Here is a 16,945-nt window from a genome sequence, read left to right as displayed (position 1 = left end):
TAGGCCGCGACCGGCGGTGACGGAAGCCGGGCACAACCGGGTAAGGGCCGTATCCGGCTCCCGTCACACTTCTGTCACAGCCACTCCGATCCCGTTTCGGCCGCGGTCACCTCATCCGCTGCCGCGGCGGGCGTCACACGAACGAGGGTTTCCGTTCGGCTTACCGGGGTAATCGAACAGAATTCACGCGTGTCGGAGGGCCACTCCGAATTACCCGGCGGAAAGTGCCGCAGTGGGGATCGGGGCGGGCCCGGGGCGCGATTCCCCGCGCAATCCGCAGTGGCGGCACGGCAGCTGACGTCACATAGGAATTTCACGGATTCAGCACACAACCGCCGGAGGCCCTCTGTCGGAGCGCATGCCCGGCGAGCATCACGACGGCAGCTCGCGGGTACGCGTGCCGCGGGCTGCGGCGGGTCCGGGCGCGGCGATGCGAAGGGGCAAGCGAGCGATGGGGACCGAGACCGTAGGGGCGACGGCACGACCGGTGCGGCGCGCCAGGGCCGGCCGGCTGGTGGTGGACTGGCTCACCACCACCGACCACAAGAAGATCGGCCACCTCTACCTGATCACGGGCTTCGGGTTCTTCCTGGTGGGCGGGGTCATGGCACTGCTGATGCGCGCGGAACTCGCCCGGCCGGGGCTTCAGCTCATGGACAACAACCAGTACAACCAGTTGTTCACGCTGCACGGCACGATCATGCTGCTGCTGTTCGCCACCCCGAGCTTCGCGGGCTTCGCCAACGAGCTGATGCCGTTGCAGATCGGTTCCCCGGATGTGGCCTTCCCCCGGCTGAACATGCTGTCGTACTGGCTCTTCGCGTTCGGCGGGCTGATCGTGCTGGGCTCGCTGCTGGTGCCCACCGGGCCGGCCGCCTTCGGCTGGTTCGCCTACGCGCCGCTCAACGACGCCCGGCACTCCCCCGGTGTCGGCCCCGACCTGTGGATCATGGGCCTGGCGCTGGCCGGCTTCGGGACGATCCTCGGCGCGGTCAACTTCATCGCCACCATCATCGGGATGCGCGCGCCGGGCATGACGATGTTCCGGCTGCCGATCTTCACCTGGAACACGCTGTTCACGTCGATCATGATCCTGATGGCGTTCCCGGTGCTGGCGGCGGCGCTGCTGGTGCTGGAGTCGGACCGGCGCTTCGGCTCGCAGGTGTTCCAGGCGGCGAACGGCGGGGCGCTGCTGTGGCAGCACCTGTTCTGGTTCTTCGGGCATCCCGAGGTGTACATCATCGCGCTGCCGTTCTTCGGGATCATCACCGAGATCATCCCGGTGTTCAGCCGCAAGCCGATCTTCGGCTATCTGACGCTGATCGGCGCGACGATGGCGATCACCGGGCTGTCGATGGTGGTGTGGGCGCACCACATGTTCGCCACGGGCGCGGTGCTGCTGCCGTTCTTCTCCTTCATGTCGTTCCTGATCGCGGTGCCGACGGGCGTGAAGTTCTTCAACTGGACCGGCACGATGATCAAGGGCTCGCTGTCCTTCGAGACGCCGATGCTGTGGGCGATGGGCTTCCTGGCGACGTTCCTGCTCGGCGGGCTGACCGGGGTGATCCTGGCGTCCCCGCCGATGGACTTCCACGTCACGGACTCGTACTTCGTCGTCGCCCACTTCCACTACGTGGTCTTCGGCACGGTCGTCTTCGCGGTCTTCGGCGGCTTCTACTTCTGGTGGCCGAAGTTCACCGGCAAGATGCTGGACGAGCGGCTCGGGAAGATCCAGTTCTGGACCTTGTTCGTGGGCTTCCACGCCACGTTCCTGGTGCAGCACTGGCTGGGCGCCGAGGGCATGCCCCGCCGGTACGCCGACTATCTGGCGGCCGACGGCTTCACCACGCTCAACACGGTCTCGACGATCGGCTCCTTCCTGCTGGGCCTGTCGACGCTGCCGTTCCTCTACAACGTCTGGAGGACCGCCGTGTACGGGGAGAAGGTGGAGACGGACGACCCCTGGGGCTACGGCCGCTCCCTGGAGTGGGCGACGTCCTGCCCGCCGCCCCGGCACAACTTCGTCACCCTGCCCCGGGTCCGCTCGGAGTCCCCGGCGTTCGACCTGCACCACCCGCAGTACGCGGCCCAGGCCCCGCAGCCCGAACCGAAGCGCCATCAGGCCGGCCCCGAAGCGTCCTGACGCCACCGGCCGGCTCGGCGGGCTCAGGGGACGCGGACAGCCGCTGTCCTCGTCGGGGCAGCGGCTGCCTGCTGTGGCGTGCCGGGGTCAGAGCGCGAGGCGCTGGCCGGGGACGATCAGGTTCGGGTCGTCGCCGATGACGGCCTTGTTGGCGGCGTAGATCCGCTGCCAGGTGGTGCCGTGCCGGGCCGCGATGGTGCTCAGGGTGTCGCCCTCGCGGACGGTGTAGTCGCCGTGCGAGGCGCCGCGGTGGGTGGTGGCCGCGGGGCGTTCCGGCGCCTTCGCCGGGGTGGACCGCCTGGGCGCGGACTGCGTCGTCGCGCCGCTGTCGCGGGTCGCCCTACCGGAGGAGCCGGTGTGGGCCGCCGCCGGAGCCGCGCCGGAGGCCCCGGCCCGGGCCGAGCAGACCGGCCAGGCGCCCCAGCCCTGGGCCTGCTGGACCTTGGTGGCGACGGCGATCTGAGCGCTCCTGGAGGCCTGGTCGGCCGTCGGGGCGTAGGCGGAGCCGCCGTACGCGCGCCAGGTCGAGGCGGAGAACTGGAGTCCGCCGTAGTAGCCGTTGCCGGTGTTGATGTGCCAGTTGCCGCCGCTCTCGCACTGGGCGATGCGGTCCCACACCCCGTTGTCCGCCGCAGCGGCGTTGCCGGTCGCGGCCAGCAGTCCCAGCGGGGCCAGCAGGGCGGCTCCGGCGAGCGCGGCCGTCGTACGGCCCTTGCGGGCGCCGTCAGGACGGGCGCCGTCGGGACGGGCGGTGTCGCGGGTGGTATCGGCACAATCGGACATGTAGTTCCCTCTCCACGAACCCGGGCTCCCCCAAGGCGGAGCGCGCCTCACCGCGTGGACCGCGGTTCCTCGCGCCCGCCCCGCCCGCCGCGGCCGGTGTCGGCGGTTCAGCTCTGCCTGGTGCCGGCCGGCGGACGTACCCGAGCGGTGCTCGTTGCACACGGCGGAGGAATGTAAGGAGGGCGAGCGGCGGGAATCAACCAAGTCACCGTCGCTCCAGGCCAGTTGCCTGTTACTGCCGGTATCGGCGATTTTCGGCCACCCACTACATGCGCTGATTTCCTGATTTGTCGACCGCCAGCCGACGCGACCTGTGACCCACCTCACCCGTACAAGTTCCTTGACGCCAGGACGAGTTGACGGTGAGTGTTCGATTCCGCACCCCAGGTGACCCTGCGCGGTGGAAGGTGCGAACCGGTCGGCCCCGGGGCGTGACCCCCACCACAGGACGCCCGTTGTCTTCTTCATGAGCCCGGAACCCCGGGGCTCATCGGCCGGGAGCCACCCGGCCGACCCAGCACCGCATCCCGAGGGAGCCACCCGTGCCGCGCATGCTCGACGTCAGCGACGCCGTACGCGCCGAGATCGGCGACGAAGAAGCCGACCGGCTGCTCGCCGGAGAGAACGCCCCGGGCAGTTACGACTGCACGTCCTGTCGCACCCCGGGCGACTCCGAGCAGGAGCGCACCAGCACCGTTCTGTTCGTCGGCGACGAGACCGCCGTCCTCGCCTTCGCCCACGCCAGCTGTCTGCCCTCGCAGGTCGTCCAGGTGACGGAGGAGCAGTTGCAGGGCGCCGTCCGGTCCATCGGCGCGGGCGGCGGTGACCTGGCCGAGGGTGCGCCGCACAACTCCGTGCCCGAGCAGGCGGTGCTCGGCGTGACCAGCGGACTCGTCCTGGTCGACGGGGAGTTGCACCCCGCGCTCGTCGTCGAGCCGACCTCGCCGATCGTCCGTCCGGGCACCACCGGGGCGGGCGACGACTTCCTGCCGCTGCTCATCGAGCAGGGCTTCATGCCGGTGACCGACCTGGCGTCCGTCCCTCCGGTGCTGCACGGCTGGTCCGTCCTGCTGGCCGTGGGCCAGCTGCACGCGGTGCTGCAACCGTCGGCGGCCGGCGGGCAGCCGGTGGCCTGGTGGCAGGCGCATCAGCCGCTCCAGGTGACCGACAGCTGGCGGGCCGCCGCGAACAAGCACCAGCAGGTGCTGATGTTCGCCGCGCCGGTCGGGTCCATCGGGCGTCAGCCCCGGGAGGACCTGCTGCGGGGCGCGCTGGACCAGGCCGCCGCTCGCGGCAAGCTGGTCGCCGCGGCGCTTCCGCTCGCGGGCACCTGAGCCCCGGTGAGCCGTCCGGCCGCATCTCTTTGAGGTTCCGGTCGTTTGGACATACGTGCACGCATACGACACTCCTCCCCGCCGGTCCTTCTCCTCCGTGCCGTCCGCCCGGGCGGCGCACGAGCCGTCCGGCGGGCCCTCGGCCACGCCGATCTACGACTCGCTCTACGCGGAGTGGGTCAGGACCTTCCGCACACTGCCGGGGGACCGCAGCGGTGAGGAGGAGCTGAGGTTCAGCGCCTTCGGGGACTTCCCGGACGGTACGGGCGCGTACGGCGGGCACCGGGCGGGGTCGTTCAGCAGCTCCTACAGCGCCTACAGCGCGGGGGCCTACAGCGCCCGGCAGCAGTCGCAGTGGCAGCGGGTCGGCACGCTGGGCAGGCATCAGGAGACGGGGATGCAGCACGTGCCGGCCGCGGCCGCCCTGCCGCCGGGGCCGCGCCGGGGTGCGTGACGGGCACACGGACGAGGAGGGCGGCCCCGGAACCCCAGGGCCGCCCTCCTCGTCGTACCGCCGTTACTTCTTCTGCTTCTTCTTCTACTTCTTCTTCGCGCCGCGCTTCTCGCGCACCCGCACCGAGATGTGGATCGGGGTGCCCTCGAAGCCGAACTCCTCGCGCAGGCGGCGCTCGATGAAGCGCCGGTAGCCCGCCTCGATGAAGCCGGAGGCGAAGAGCACGAACCGCGGGGGCTTGGTGCCGGCCTGGGTGCCGAACAGGATGCGCGGCTGCTTGCCGCCCCGGACCGGGTGCGGGTGGGCCGAGACCAGCTCGCCGAGGAAGGCGTTCAGCCGGCCCGTGGGGACGCGCGTCTCCCAGCCCGCCAGCGCCGTCTCGATCGCCGGGACCAGCTTCTCCATGTGCCGGCCGGTGCGCGCCGAGACGTTGACCCGGGGCGCCCAGGCGACCTGGCCCAGCTCGGTCTCGATCTCGCGCTCCAGGTAGTAGCGGCGCTCCTCGTCCAGCGTGTCCCACTTGTTGAACGCGATGACCATCGCGCGGCCCGCCTCGACCGCCATGCTGATGATCCGCTGGTCCTGCACGGAGATGGACTCCGAGGCGTCGATCAGGACGACGGCGACCTCGGCCTTCTCCACGGCGGCGGCCGTGCGCAGCGAGGCGTAGTAGTCGGCGCCCTGCTGGAGGTGGACACGCTTGCGGATGCCGGCGGTGTCCACGAACTTCCAGGTCTTGCCGCCGAGTTCGATGATCTCGTCGACCGGGTCACGGGTGGTGCCCGCCAGCTCGTTGACGACGACGCGCTCCTCGCCGGCCACCTTGTTCAGCAGCGAGGACTTGCCGACGTTCGGGCGGCCGATCAGGGCCACCCGGCGGGGGCCGCCGATCGCGGTGCCGAAGGACTGCTCGGGGGCGTTCGGCAGGACCTCCAGGACGGCGTCGAGCATGTCGCCGGTGCCGCGGCCGTGCAGGGCCGAGACCGGGTGCGGCTCGCCGAGGCCCAGGTTCCACAGGTACGCCGCGTCGGCCTCGCCGCTCGGGCCGTCGACCTTGTTGGCGCACAGCACGACCGGCTTGCCGGCCTTGCGCAGCAGCCGGACGACCGCCTCGTCGGTGTCGGTCGCGCCGACCTTGGCGTCGACCACGAAGACGACCGCGTCGGCCGCCTCGATCGCGTACTCGGCCTGCGCGGCCACGGAGGCGTCGATGCCGAGGACGTCCTGCTCCCAGCCGCCGGTGTCGACGACCTTGAAGCGGCGGCCGGCCCACTCGGCCTCGTAGGTGACCCGGTCGCGGGTGACGCCCGGCCGGTCCTCCACGACCGCCTCACGGCGGCCGATCATCCGGTTCACCAGTGTCGACTTGCCGACATTGGGGCGGCCGACGACCGCGAGCACCGGCAGCGGACCGTGGCCCGCCGCCTCGATGGCGCCCTCGACGTCCTCGATGTCGAAGCCCTCTTCCGCGGCGAGCTCCATGAACTCCGCGTACTCGGCGTCGCCGAGAGCCCCGTGCTCGTACTCGTGCGCGTTGTCGTACACGTCCGAGCCGTCGGGCTGGATGTCGTCGTTCATGAAGTCCGTACCTCGTTCGTTCGTGGTGATCGGTGGACCGCCGCACAAAACGGCTGATCCACTACTCAAGTGTCGCCTAGCGCCCGGTCAGGCGCCTGGCGTTTTCCAGATGGCGGGTGAGCTGCTTCTGGATGCGCTCGGTCGCCTCGTCCAGCGCCTTGCGCGTACGCCGCCCGCTGCCGTCGCCCGCCTCGAACGGGTCGCCGAAGACGACGTCGACGCGGGAGCGCAGCGGAGGCAGCGCCTTTATCAACCGGCCGGGCCGCTCCGCGCTTCCCAGGACGGCCACGGGGACGATCGGCGCCCCGCTGCGGACCGCGAAGTAGGCCAGCCCGGCGCGCAGCGAGGCGAAGTCGCCCTCGCCCCGGGTGCCCTCCGGGAAGATGCCCAGCACTCCCCCGGCCGCCAGCACGCCGAGGGCCTGGCCGATCGCGGTGCGGTCGGCGGCGGCGCGGTCCACCTTCAGCTGGCCGATGCCGGTCAGGAAGGGGTCCAGCGGACCGATGAAGGCTTCCTTCTTGATCAGGAAGTGCGTCGGCCGGGGTGCCACGCCCATGACCATCGGGCCGTCGATGTTGTGGGAGTGGTTCACCGCGAGGATCACCGGGCCGGTGGCCGGCACCTTCCAGGCGCCGAGCACGCGCGGCCGCCACAGCCCGTACATCAGGCCTACGCCGATGCGCCGCCCGACCTCGGCGCCCCGCTCCGACCCGACCGGCAGACGGCTCACTTCCCGGCCCGCTTCTCCTCGACCAGGGTGACGACGCACTCGATGACCTGGGCGAGGGTCAGCTCGGTGGTGTCCACCTCGACCGCGTCGTCGGCCTTGGCGAGCGGCGAGGTCTTGCGGCTGGAGTCGGCCGCGTCCCGCTTGATCAGGGCCTCGCGGGTGGCGTGGACGTCGGCGCCCTTCAGCTCGCCGCTGCGGCGGGCCGCGCGGGCCTCAGGGGAGGCGGTGAGGAAGATCTTCAGGTCGGCGTCCGGCAGGACGGTCGTACCGATGTCCCGGCCCTCGACCACGATGCCGTTCTCCGCCGCGGCGGCCAGGGAGCGCTGCAACTCGGTGATCCGGGCGCGCACCTCGGGCACCGCGCTGACGGCGCTGACCTTGGAGGTGACCTCCTGGGTGCGGATCGGGCCGGCCACGTCGACGCCGTCGACCGTGATGGTCGGGGCGGCCGGGTCGGTGCCGGAGACGATCTCCGGCTTGCCGGCGACGGCGGCGACGGCGCTCGGGTCCTCCAGGTCGATGCCGTTGGTCACCATCCACCAGGTGATCGCCCGGTACTGGGCACCGGTGTCCAGGTAGCTGAGGCCGAGCTGCGCGGCCACGGCCTTCGACGTGCTCGACTTGCCCGTGCCGGAGGGACCGTCGATCGCGACGATCACGGGCTTGGCGGTCGGGGCGGCGCCGTTTTCCACGGGAGGGCACCTTCCTGGTGAAGGGTGGTGAGCGGGGTCCGGGGCGCGAGGGCGCCCCGCACAAGGTTACTGGCTCGCGGGAGGCGCCCTCACCGGGTGTTACCGGCGCAGCGCCCAGCCCCGCTCGCGCAGAGCCTCTTCCAGCACGGGCACCGCCTTCGGTTCCACGCTCAGCTGGACCAGACCGGCCTGCTGTCCGGTCGCGTGCTCGATCCGGACGTCCTCGATGTTGACCCCGGCCCGGCCCGCGTCGGCGAAGATGCGGGCCAGCTGGCCGGGCTGGTCGTCGATGAGGACGACGACGGTCTCGTACACGCGCGGGGCGCTGCCGTGCTTGCCGGGTACCCGCACCTGGCCCGCGTTCCCGCGGCGCAGCACGTCCTCGATGCCGGCGGCGCCCTTGCCCCGCTTGGCCTCGTCGGAGGATTGCAGCGCGCGCAGCGCCCGGACGGTCTCGTCCAGGTCGGCGGCGACGTCGGAGAGCAGGTCGGCGACCGGTTCCGGGTTCGCGGACAGGATGTCGATCCACATGCGCGGGTCGGAGGCGGCGATCCGGGTCACGTCCCGGATGCCCTGCCCGCACAGCCGTACGGCGGCCTCCTCGGCGTGCTCCAGGCGCGCGGCGACCATGCTGGAGACCAGGTGGGGCATGTGGGAGACGAGGGCGACGGCGCGGTCGTGGGCGTCGGCGTCCATGACGACCGGGACGGCCCGGCAGTGCGAGACCAGCTCCAGGGCGAGGTTGAGCACCTCGGTGTCGGTGTCCCGGGTCGGGGTGAGCACCCAGGGGCGGCCCTCGAAGAGGTCGCCGGTGGCCGCCAGCGGGCCGGACTTCTCCCGGCCGGACATGGGGTGCGTGCCGATGTACGCGGTGAGGTCCAGGCCGAGCGCCTCCAGCTCGCGGCGGGGGCCGCCCTTGACGCTGGCGACGTCCAGGTAGCCACGGGCCACGCCCCGGCGCATCGCGTCGGCGAGGGTCCGGGCCACGTGGGCGGGCGGGGCGGCCACGATCGCCAGGTCGACCGGGCCCTGGGGGGCCTGGTCGGTGCCGGCGCCCAGCGCGGCGGCCGTGCGGGCCTGCTCGGGGTCGTGGTCGGCGAGGTGGACGGTGACGCCGCGCTGGGTGAGGGCCAGGGCGGCGGAGGTGCCGATGAGGCCGGTTCCGATGACGAGTGCGGTTCTCACTGGGCGATGTCCTTGCGCAGGGCCGCGGCGGCGCCGAGGTAGACGTGGGCGATGTCGGCGCGGGGCTGGTCCGACTCGATGTGCGCGAGGACGCGCACGACACGGGGCATGGCGCCCTCGATGTCCAGTTCCTGGGCGCAGATGAGGGGGACGTCCGCGATGCCGAGCTTGCGGGCGGCGGCGGCCGGGAAGTCGCTGTGCAGGTCGGGGGTGGCCGTGAACCAGATGCTGATCAGGTCGTCGGCGGTCAGCCCGTTCCGCTCCAGGACGGCGGTGAGCAGGGCCCCGACCCGCTCCTCCATGTGACCGGCCTCGTCCCGCTCCAGTTGGACGGCCCCCCGGACCGCTCGTACCGCCACGGCGCTGCTCCTCGCTGACATGCGTGTTCCGTTCTTGGTCCGTCCAGCGTAGTCAGCCCGCGCGGGACGGGCGCGGGCCGCCCGCTCGCTGAGACGATGCGAAAGTTCCGGTATCCACCGATATGCACATCTGTACGGAGGTCTGACATGCCCCAGCCAGCGACACGGCGGACAGTTCTCGCCACGGGGGCCGGTGCGCTCGCCCTGGGATGCGTGGGGTGCGGCGGCGAGAGCGGAGACGGCGCCACGGCGTCGTCGGCGTCGGCATCGGCGTCCCCGGCCGGGAAGGAGGCGGCGGCCACGGACGGGAAGGCGCTGGCGAGGACGAGCGACATCCCGGAGGGCGGCGGCAAGGTGTTCAAGAAGGAGAAGGTGGTGGTCACCCAGCCGAAGAAGGGTGACTTCAAGGCCTTCTCGGCGATCTGCACGCACCAGGGCTGCGTGGTGGACGAGGTGGCGGACGGCACCATCGACTGTCCGTGCCACGGCAGCAGGTTCCGCGTCGCCGACGGCTCGGTGGCGCAGGGTCCCGCGACCAGGCCGCTGGCCCAGCGGTCGATCACGGTGGACGGAAATTCGATCCGCCTGGCCTGAGGGGGCCGCGTACGCTCCGGGGATGCAGCCGCAGGATCTCGTACGCGACCACACGGTCTACGCCTGTGTCATGGGCTCCCGCGCCTTCGGCCTGGCGACGGACGCCAGCGACACCGACCGGCGCGGGGTGTTCCTCGCCCCGACCCCGCTGTTCTGGCGGTTCGAGAAGCCGCCGACGCATGTCGAGGGGCCGGGCGAGGAGCGGTTCTCCTGGGAGCTGGAACGGTTCTGCGAGCTGGCGCTGCGCGGCAACCCGAACATCCTGGAGTGCCTGCACTCCCCGCTGGTGGAGCACGTGGACGACACCGGCCGCGAGCTGCTGTCCCTGCGCGGCGCCTTCCTGTCCCGGCAGGCCCACGACACCTTCACCCGCTACGCCCTCGGCCAGCGCAAGCGGCTCGAGGCCGACGTCCGCGCGACGGGAGCCCCGCGCTGGAAGCACGCGATGCATCTGCTGCGGCTGCTGATGAGCGCCCGGGACCTGCTGCGCAGCGGTGAGCTGCGGATCGACGTCGGTGAGCAGCGCGAGCCCCTGCTGGCGGTGAAGCGCGGCGAGGTGCCGTGGGCGGAGGTGGAGGCGTGGATGGTCCGGCTGGCGGCCGAGGCCGAGGAGGCCCTGCGGGGCGGCCCGCTGCCGCCGGAGCCGGACCACGCGCGCGTGGCCGCCTTCCTGCACCGGGTGCGCCGGGCCTCAGCCCTCCAGGCGGAGCCGGACCACCAGGTCGTGCAGGGCGTCGTGGGCACCGGCCGCGTCGGGCAGCGCTGAGCCGGCCTGCGCCTCGTCCAGCACGGTGTGCAGCCGCTCCACGTCGGCCTCCACGCGCGCGTGGTCGACGTCGGCCTTGCCGTGCTCCCGTTCCCGCTTGGCGGCGATCAGCTCGGGCAGATAGCCGGGCCCGCCGACCTCGTCCAGCAGCGTGGGCAGATGGGCCTGGACCTCGCCGCTGCGCATGAGGTGGACCCCGGTGAGCAGCACGCGGAACGTGTAGAGCAGCGGCTTGAGTTCGCCGGTCTTCTCGAACAGCCGCCACTGGGTCACCGCGAACCCCCGGTAGTGGTGGGCGTGGTGGCTGGTGAGGACACCGGGGGCCAGGGCGGCCAGCTCCCGGTGGGCGTCGGAGGTGTGCACGACCAGGGGCGAGAGCAGCTGCTCCAGCACATAGCCGTTGCGGCGGAGCATCAGCCGTACGAACTTGCGCAGGTCGTGGGTGACGAGGTCCAGCTCGACGCCGTAGCGGACCCAGGTCCGCGAGCGGGTCTCCTCCGGCTCGCGCAGGCCGACGAGGTCGGCGGCGGGGAGCAGATGGACGCCCCGCAGGTCCACGTCGGAGTCCTGCGAGGGGAAGCCGTACAGGTGGGCTCCCGAGACGGTGGCGAACAGCAGCGGGTCGGGTTGTTCCGCGACCACCGGGGCCAGGTCTATGTCGAGGTCGTCGATCATGGACCTAAGCGTCCCAGAGCGCTCCCAGGGCCAACAGGTCGCCTCGGTACTCGATCCGCTCCGCCCAGTCGGCGGGCCAGGCGTCCGCGCCCAGCCAGGCGCCCGCGAAGGCGCCGGTGAGGCAGGCGATGGAGTCGGAGTCGCCGGCGGTGCAGGCGGCCCGGCGCAGGGCGGTGACGGGCTCGTCGGGGAAGAGCAGAAAACACAGCAGCCCGGTCGCGAGGGCCTCCTCCGCGATCCAGCCCTCGCCGGTGGCCAGGCAGGGGTCGGTCTCCGGGGAGACGGTACGCGCGGCTTCCTGGAGCCGGCCGAGGATCTCCAGGCACTCGTCCCAGCCGCGCGCGATGAAGTGCTCGGGGCCGGGGTCCTGCGAGCGGGTCCACAGGTCGCCGAGCCAGGTGTGGTCATAGCGGGTGCGGTTGTCCAGGGCGTAGGAGCGCAGGTGCCCGACCAGTCCGGCCGGGTCGGTGCCCCGGGCGAGCAGGTGGACGGCCTGGGCGGTGAGGTCGGAGGCGGCCAGCGCGGTGGGGTGGCCGTGGGTGAGCGCGGCCTGCAACTGGGCGGCTCCGGCCCGCTGTTCGTCGCTGAGGCCGGGGGCTAGGCCGACCGGGGCGACCCGCATGTTGGCGCCGCAGCCCTTGGAGCCGATCCGGCTGGCGTCCTGCCAGGCCCGGCCCTCCGCCTTGAGCAGCTCGCAGGCCCGCAGACAGGTGGTGCCGGGGGCGCGGTTGTTCTCGGGCGACTGGTACCAGTCAACGAACTCCTCGCGCAGGGGCCGCTCCAGCCGCTTGGGGGCGAGGTGTCCGCGCTCCATGGCCGTGCGCAGGGCTCGCCCGAGGGCGAGGGTCATCTGGGTGTCGTCGGAGACGAAGGCCCGCTTCGGCAGCTCCATCTCCCGCCAGGGCCCGCACTTGGCGAGGATCGAGGGCACGTCGTTGAACTCGGTCGGGAAGCCGAGGGCGTCCCCGAGGGCGAGGCCGAGGAGTGCTCCGGTCGCCGGCTGCTTGGGCATATGCGTCATCCCCCTTTATCGTCACCATGACAATAAAGGGGGACGGTGATCACGGCAAGGCGCTTTAGAGGTCGACTTCCTTCATCAGCATGCCGACCTCGGTGTTCGACAGGCGGCGTAGCCAGCCCGACTTCTGGTCGCCCAGGGTGATCGGGCCGAAGGCCGTGCGCACCAGCTTGTCGACCGGGAAGCCCGCCTCGGCCAGCATGCGGCGCACGATGTGCTTGCGGCCCTCGTGCAGGGTCACCTCGACCAGGTAGTTCTTGCCGGTCTGCTCGACCACCCGGAAGTGGTCCGCGCGCGCGTAGCCGTCCTCCAGCTGGATGCCGTCCTTCAGACGCTTGCCGAGGTCGCGCGGGATCGGGCCCACGATGTGCGCGAGGTAGGTCTTCTTCACGCCGTACTTGGGGTGCGTGAGGCGGTGTGCCAGCTCGCCGTGGTTGGTGAGCAGGATGACGCCCTCGGTCTCGGTGTCCAGCCGGCCGACGTGGAAGAGCCGCGTCTCGCGGTTGGTGACGTAGTCACCGAGGCACTGCCGGCCCTCCGGGTCCTCCATGGTGGAGACGACGCCGGCGGGCTTGTTCAGCGAGAAGAACTGGTACGACTGGGTCGCGACCGTCAGGCCGTCGACCTTCACCTCGTCCTTCTCCGGGTCCACGCGGCGGCCCTGCTCGAGCACGATCTCGCCGTTGACCTCCACGCGGGCCTGCTCGATCAGTTCCTCGCAGGCGCGCCGGGAGCCGTAACCGGCACGCGCGAGGACCTTCTGCAACCGCTCGCCCTCCTGCTCGGCGCCCGGGAAGGTCTTGGGCAGCTTGACGTCCTTCTTGCCCGCGTACCGCTCCCGGTTGCGCTCCTCGACCCGCGTCTCGTACTCGCGGGAGCGCGCGGGGGCCGTACGGCTGCCCTGCTGGGGCTTCTTGGGGCCGCCCTTGGCGCCGCCCCGCGCGGCACCGCCGCGTCCGGCCTTGGGGCCGTCCTTGGTGGCCCCGGGGCCCACGTCGTAGCGGCGTTCCTCGGGGCGGGGCTTGCGGGGACGTCCCTGCCCCTGCTTCTGGTCCCTGTCGTTGCCGGCACCGCGGTAGTTACCGCGCCCGCCGCTCTTGCCGCTGCCGCTGCTTCGCATCAAGGTTTCCGTCTTAGTCGTCTGCGTCCTGACCACCGGGCGCGTCGGGCGCGTCCGGGTCGAACGACGGGACTCCCTCCTGGGTCTCGGCCTCGATCGCCTCCGCCTCCGGGAGGAAGGGCGCGAGCTCCGGAAGCTCGTCCAGGCCACGCAGGCCCATCCGCTCCAGGAAGTAGTTCGTCGTCCTGTACAGGATCGCACCTGTTTCGGGTTCCGTGCCCGCCTCCTCGACCAGACCGCGCTGGAGGAGGGTGCGCATCACGCCGTCGCAGTTCACCCCGCGCACGGCGGAGACCCGGCTGCGGCTGACCGGCTGGCGGTAGGCGACGACCGCCAGGGTCTCCAGCGCGGCCTGGGTGAGCCGGGCCGTCTGGCCGTCCAGGACCAGCCGCTCGACGGCGGGCGCGTAGGCGGCGCGGGTGTAGAAGCGCCAGCCGCCCGCGACGAACCGCAACTCGAAGCCACGGCCCTGCACGGTGTACTCGTCGGCCAGCTCGCGCAGGGCGTCCGCGATCTGCCGCCTGGGCCGCTCCAGGATCTTCGCCAGGTGCTCCTCGGTCGCGGGCTCGTCCACGACCATGAGCATCGCCTCCAGGGCGGGCTTGAGATCGAGGTCGGCGGTCTCGCTCATGCCTTCTTCTCCTCCTCGGGCGCCTCCGGCGGCCGGTCGAACTCGTCCGTGACCATCGGCCTCTCGTCCCCGTCCCCGCCCGTCCAGCGCACCAGCAGCTCGCCGAGGGCGGTCTCCTGGTCCAAGGCGACGGCCTTCTCGCGGTACAGCTCCAGCAGCGCGAGGAATCTGGCTACGACGGTGAGGGTGTCGTCGGTGTCCTCGATCAGCGCCCGGAAGCTGGCCTCGCCCAGCTCGCGCAGCCGGGCGACCACGATCCCGGCCTGCTCCTGCACGCTGACCAGCGGGGCGTGGATGTGGTCGACGTAGACCTGCGGCTTGGGCTTGGGCTGCATCGCCTTGACCGCGAGTCTCGCGAAGCCCTCGGGGCCGATGCTGATGACGACCTCGGGCAGCAGCTCGGCGTGCTGCGGTTCGAGGCCGACGGTACGGGGATGACGCCGGGCCTCGTCGTCGAGCCGCTGGTCGAAGATGTCGGCGATCTGCTTGTAGGCGCGGTACTGGAGCAGCCGGGCGAACAGCAGGTCGCGGGCCTCCAGCAGGGCCAGGTCGGCCTCGTCCTCCACCTCGGCGGCGGGCAGGAGCCGGGCGGCCTTGAGGTCGAGCAGCGTGGCCGCGACCACCAGGAACTCCGTGGTCTGGTCCAGGTCCCAGTCGGGTCCCATGGCCCGGATGTGCGCCATGAACTCGTCGGTGACCTTCGACAGGGCGACCTCGGTGACGTCCAGCTTGTGCTTGGAGATCAGCTGGAGGAGCAGGTCGAAGGGGCCCTCGAAGTTCGCGAGGCGGACCTTGAAGACGCCGTCGGAAGCGGGTTCCGGTTCCGGGCGGGCCGGTTCCGCGGGTTCGGGCTCCACGCGGGCCGGTTCTGCGGATTCCGGTTCAGCCGATGCGGATTCCGCCGGCCCCGGTCCTTCCGGTCCCGGCTCGGGCAGCGCCCGATCCGGAACCTCCACGGGTGCCGCGACCGGCTCGGCCGGCGAAGCTCCCGGACCCCGTCCCAGCGCACGCCGACGGCCGGCACCGGCGCCGGGGACGGGAACGTCGTTCGAGGTCATAGCCCCCGCAGGCTACCGCTACCGCCCGCGCAGCCGTCGTACGAGGATGCTCGCGTCCCCGCGGGACTCCAGGTCGGCCAGGACCACGGCCACCGCCTCGCGGACGATCCGCCCGCGGTCCACCGCGAGCCCGTGCTCGCCGCGGAGCACCAGCCGCGCGTGCTCCAGGTCCATCAGCTCCTCGGCGGAGACGTAGACGGTGATCTTCTCGTCGTGCCGCTCGCGCCCGCTGGGCCGCCGGGCCGCCGACCGTCCGCGCTTGCGCGGCTGCGCGGCGGCAGAACCTTCCTGCGCGGTCTGCCGGCGCGCCGGGCGGGTGCGGGACTCGCCGGCCTCGGCCGGCTCGGCCTCCGCCGCCACATGCTCCGCGCCCTCTCCGTCACCGCTCTGGACGGGCACCGACTGCGGTGCGTCCTCGGCGGCGGCCACCTCGTCGCTCTCCCCCGCGGGAGCCGGCACCCGGGCCTCGCCGTTGGCCGCGCGGCGGGGCGTGGACGGCTGGAGCGCCATCCCCCCGGTCGTGCGGAACAGTTCGTCGGCCCCGGGCAGACTCACTCGGCGTGACACCGGGCGAGCACCTCCCTGGCGAGCTGGCGGTAGGCGGCGGCACCGACGGAGTTGGAGGCGTACGTGGTGATCGGCTCACCGGCGACCGTGGTCTCCGGGAAGCGGACCGTGCGGCCGATGACCGTGTGGTAGACGTGGTCGTCGAAGGCCTCGACCACGCGGGCCAGCACCTCGCGGCTGTGGACCGTGCGCGAGTCGTACATCGTGGCGAGGATGCCGTCGAGTTCCAGCTCGGGGTTGAGCCGTTCCTGGACCTTCTCGATGGTCTCGGTCAGCAGGGCCACACCGCGCAGGGCGAAGAACTCGCACTCCAGCGGCACGATCACCTTGTGCGCGGCCGTCAGCGCGTTGACGGTGAGCAGGCCGAGCGAGGGCTGACAGTCGATCACGATGTAGTCGTAGTCGGGCAGCAGCGGCTTCAGGGCCCGCTGGAGCGTCGACTCGCGCGCGACCTCGGAGACCAGCTGGACCTCGGCGGCCGACAGGTCGATGTTGGACGGCAGCAGGTCCATGTTGGGGACCGCCGTCTTCAGCAGGACCTCGTCCGCGGACATGCCCCGCTCCATGAGCAGGTTGTAGACGGTGAGGTCCAGCTCCATCGGGTTGACGCCGAGACCGACCGACAGCGCGCCCTGCGGGTCGAAGTCCACGAGCAGCACGCGCCGGCCGTACTCCGCGAGCGCGGCACCCAGGTTGATGGTCGACGTCGTCTTGCCGACGCCGCCCTTCTGGTTGCACATCGCGATGATCGTCGCGGGGCCGTGGTCGGTCAGCGGGCCCGGGATCGGGAAGTACGGCAGCGGGCGTCCGGTCGGGCCGATGCGCTCACGGCGCTGGCGGGCCGCGTCGGGCGCGAGCGTGGCCGCGTACTCGGGATCGGGCTCGTACTCGGCGTCGGGGTCGTAGAAGTGCCCCTCGGGCAGTTCGTCGTAGTCGGCGAAGTGGTTGTGGGGCGCGCCACTTCCGTCGCCGGCCATGGCGTTCACGTGATGGCCATCCATGCTCTGGTGTGCTGTCCCGACCGCTTTCGGGCCGGAACTCTGGTGGGCTGCGAAGGTGCGCACAGCTACGGAGCCGACAGCCTCGAATCCCGCGGAGCCCTGGCCCCGTGCAGGCATTCCTGGTTGACCACCCCCGGGAGAAAATGTCGACTCATTCACAAGTCGTCTTACCTCCTTGGTGACCAGGAAACTTCTAGACAAGGTCAGCGTGGCACCATGCCGACGGTTGGCGACTCTATGGCGTGTCGGCGGTCCGC

The 16,945-nt window shown here is 71.7% G+C and carries 18 protein-coding genes; 5 read left to right on the top strand and 13 right to left on the bottom strand.

Translation table 11 applies throughout. From position 1 onward, the window contains the following. Positions 1–451 precede the first annotated feature (451 nt). Complete coding sequence (ctaD, locus tag ACZ4WH_RS30370; protein ID WP_468186696.1) at positions 452–2,143, top strand: aa3-type cytochrome oxidase subunit I; 1,692 nt, start codon at positions 452–454, stop codon at positions 2,141–2,143. Between the two features lie 87 nt (positions 2,144–2,230). Here the strand turns inward: ctaD and ACZ4WH_RS30365 are convergent, their stop codons facing one another. After that, a complete protein-coding gene (locus ACZ4WH_RS30365) occupies positions 2,231–2,926 on the bottom strand; it encodes a LysM peptidoglycan-binding domain-containing protein (protein WP_468186693.1) in 696 nt (231 codons plus the stop codon). Positions 2,927–3,468: 542 nt separating this feature from the next. Between ACZ4WH_RS30365 and ACZ4WH_RS30360 the strand changes: the two genes are divergently transcribed. Then, complete coding sequence (locus ACZ4WH_RS30360; RefSeq protein ID WP_468186690.1) at positions 3,469–4,260, top strand: hypothetical protein; 792 nt, start codon at positions 3,469–3,471, stop codon at positions 4,258–4,260. 55 nt (positions 4,261–4,315) lie between these two features. Further along, entirely contained in the window at positions 4,316–4,714 is a 399-nt protein-coding gene (locus ACZ4WH_RS30355) for a hypothetical protein (protein ID WP_468186687.1), read from the top strand. Positions 4,715–4,798: 84 nt separating this feature from the next. Here ACZ4WH_RS30355 and der read toward each other — a convergent pair whose 3' ends face one another. The 5 genes from der to aroH form a co-directional block, all read right to left on the bottom strand. Beyond that, positions 4,799–6,292, bottom strand: a complete 1,494-nt coding sequence (der, locus tag ACZ4WH_RS30350; RefSeq protein WP_468186686.1) for a ribosome biogenesis GTPase Der — start codon at positions 6,290–6,292, stop codon at positions 4,799–4,801. A gap of 76 nt (positions 6,293–6,368) precedes the next feature. After that, entirely contained in the window at positions 6,369–7,022 is a 654-nt protein-coding gene (locus ACZ4WH_RS30345) for a lysophospholipid acyltransferase family protein (protein ID WP_468186683.1), read from the bottom strand. Then, positions 7,019–7,714, bottom strand: a complete 696-nt coding sequence (gene cmk, locus ACZ4WH_RS30340) for a (d)CMP kinase (RefSeq protein ID WP_468186680.1) — start codon at positions 7,712–7,714, stop codon at positions 7,019–7,021. Before cmk ends, ACZ4WH_RS30345 begins: the two co-directional genes overlap by 4 nt. Positions 7,715–7,813: 99 nt before the next feature. Beyond that, positions 7,814–8,899, bottom strand: a complete 1,086-nt coding sequence (locus tag ACZ4WH_RS30335) for a prephenate dehydrogenase (RefSeq protein WP_468186678.1) — start codon at positions 8,897–8,899, stop codon at positions 7,814–7,816. Then, positions 8,896–9,258 (bottom strand): chorismate mutase, encoded by a 363-nt coding sequence (gene aroH / locus ACZ4WH_RS30330; protein WP_468186675.1) that lies wholly within the window; start codon positions 9,256–9,258, stop codon positions 8,896–8,898. The genes ACZ4WH_RS30335 and aroH overlap by 4 nt, the downstream gene beginning before the upstream one ends. 147 nt (positions 9,259–9,405) lie before the next feature. Between aroH and ACZ4WH_RS30325 the strand changes: the two genes are divergently transcribed. Beyond that, complete coding sequence (locus ACZ4WH_RS30325; RefSeq protein ID WP_468186672.1) at positions 9,406–9,852, top strand: Rieske (2Fe-2S) protein; 447 nt, start codon at positions 9,406–9,408, stop codon at positions 9,850–9,852. Positions 9,853–9,874: 22 nt separating this feature from the next. Further along, positions 9,875–10,618, top strand: a complete 744-nt coding sequence (locus ACZ4WH_RS30320) for a nucleotidyltransferase domain-containing protein (RefSeq protein ID WP_468186669.1) — start codon at positions 9,875–9,877, stop codon at positions 10,616–10,618. Here the strand turns inward: ACZ4WH_RS30320 and ACZ4WH_RS30315 are convergent. The 7 genes from ACZ4WH_RS30315 to ACZ4WH_RS30285 form a co-directional block, all read right to left on the bottom strand. Further along, positions 10,544–11,293, bottom strand: coding sequence for a nucleotidyltransferase domain-containing protein (locus tag ACZ4WH_RS30315; RefSeq protein ID WP_468186666.1), 750 nt, complete (start codon positions 11,291–11,293; stop codon positions 10,544–10,546). The genes ACZ4WH_RS30320 and ACZ4WH_RS30315 overlap by 75 nt on opposite strands. Positions 11,294–11,297: 4 nt before the next feature. Next, complete coding sequence (locus ACZ4WH_RS30310) at positions 11,298–12,305, bottom strand: ADP-ribosylglycohydrolase family protein (protein WP_468186663.1); 1,008 nt, start codon at positions 12,303–12,305, stop codon at positions 11,298–11,300. Positions 12,306–12,369: 64 nt separating this feature from the next. After that, on the bottom strand, positions 12,370–13,431 hold the full coding sequence (locus ACZ4WH_RS30305) for a pseudouridine synthase (protein ID WP_468186659.1): 1,062 nt from the start codon (positions 13,429–13,431) through the stop codon (positions 12,370–12,372). Between the two features lie 13 nt (positions 13,432–13,444). Then, positions 13,445–14,062 carry an SMC-Scp complex subunit ScpB gene (gene scpB / locus ACZ4WH_RS30300; protein ID WP_468186656.1) on the bottom strand — a complete coding sequence of 206 codons (618 nt, stop codon included), beginning with the start codon at positions 14,060–14,062 and terminating at the stop codon, positions 13,445–13,447. Then, on the bottom strand, positions 14,059–15,120 hold the full coding sequence (locus tag ACZ4WH_RS30295; RefSeq protein ID WP_468186653.1) for a segregation and condensation protein A: 1,062 nt from the start codon (positions 15,118–15,120) through the stop codon (positions 14,059–14,061). Before ACZ4WH_RS30295 ends, scpB begins: the two co-directional genes overlap by 4 nt. Before the next feature lie 18 nt (positions 15,121–15,138). Next, positions 15,139–15,687: a hypothetical protein gene (locus tag ACZ4WH_RS30290; protein ID WP_468186650.1), complete on the bottom strand. Its 549-nt coding sequence runs from the start codon at positions 15,685–15,687 to the stop codon at positions 15,139–15,141. After that, positions 15,672–16,805, bottom strand: coding sequence for a ParA family protein (locus ACZ4WH_RS30285; protein WP_468186647.1), 1,134 nt, complete (start codon positions 16,803–16,805; stop codon positions 15,672–15,674). The genes ACZ4WH_RS30290 and ACZ4WH_RS30285 overlap by 16 nt, the downstream gene beginning before the upstream one ends. Between the last annotated feature and the right edge of the window lie 140 nt (positions 16,806–16,945).

Source organism: Streptomyces sp. NPDC029138 (genome assembly GCF_055564375.1).
This window is presented reverse-complemented; position numbering and strand designations above follow the sequence as displayed.